General features: G+C 32.9%; 1 protein-coding gene. It reads right to left on the minus strand.

Translation table 11 applies throughout. From position 1 onward, the window contains the following. Nucleotides 1-298: 298 nt before the first annotated feature. A partial coding sequence (locus tag I2503_RS06400) for a transposase (protein WP_196967399.1) occupies nt 299-699 on the minus strand: 401 nt, incomplete at its 5' end.

Consider the following 699-nt stretch of genomic DNA (forward strand, 5'->3'; position numbering starts at 1 on the left):
CTAAAGATAGGTTAGCTTGTGAACTAGCTTAATCTCTTTTGTATTCCATTTTTTGGAATGCTTTTTTAGCTCTTTTGAGAACACGTTTACAATACATCTCTAAAATCATTACGACAGTATCATAAATACATCCTTAGGATTTGGGGTCTATAATAAGTTGTTTGGAAAATTTCAAGATCACAAGCAATTTGTATTTAACCTTGGAGTTTTTCAATATATAGTTATTTAGTTTTTAAATAGTATGCTATTGCATCAGTTATAGAGTCCATCTTGCGAAGTAATTCTGTAACTGATTTTTTTAGAATAGCCAACTTTGCTCAATTGGATTTAATTCTGGAGAATACGGTAGTAGAGGTAAAAAGAAGTGACCAGCATAGATAGAAAGTTCATCTAGTATTTTCTTAGGGTGAAAACATGCATTGACCATAACAATAACATGAGGAGTCTTTAAAGATGGTAGAAGCTCTTGTTTAAACCACTCTACAAAGAAATCACTCGTCATACTCTCTTTGTAAATCATTGGCGCTACAAAAGTCTGACCAATTTGTCCAGATACAATGGAAGTTCTTTCAAATCGACGACCAGAAACTTTGGAATAAATCTTTTCACCTCTAGGTGCACGGGCATTTTTACGATATAGATAAGTATCAATACCTGTTTCATCAATATAGACAATTGGAAAGCCTTTCAAAGCTGCTA

It is taken from the genome of Streptococcus sp. NLN64 (assembly GCF_015831295.1).
Lineage (GTDB): Bacteria > Bacillota > Bacilli > Lactobacillales > Streptococcaceae > Streptococcus.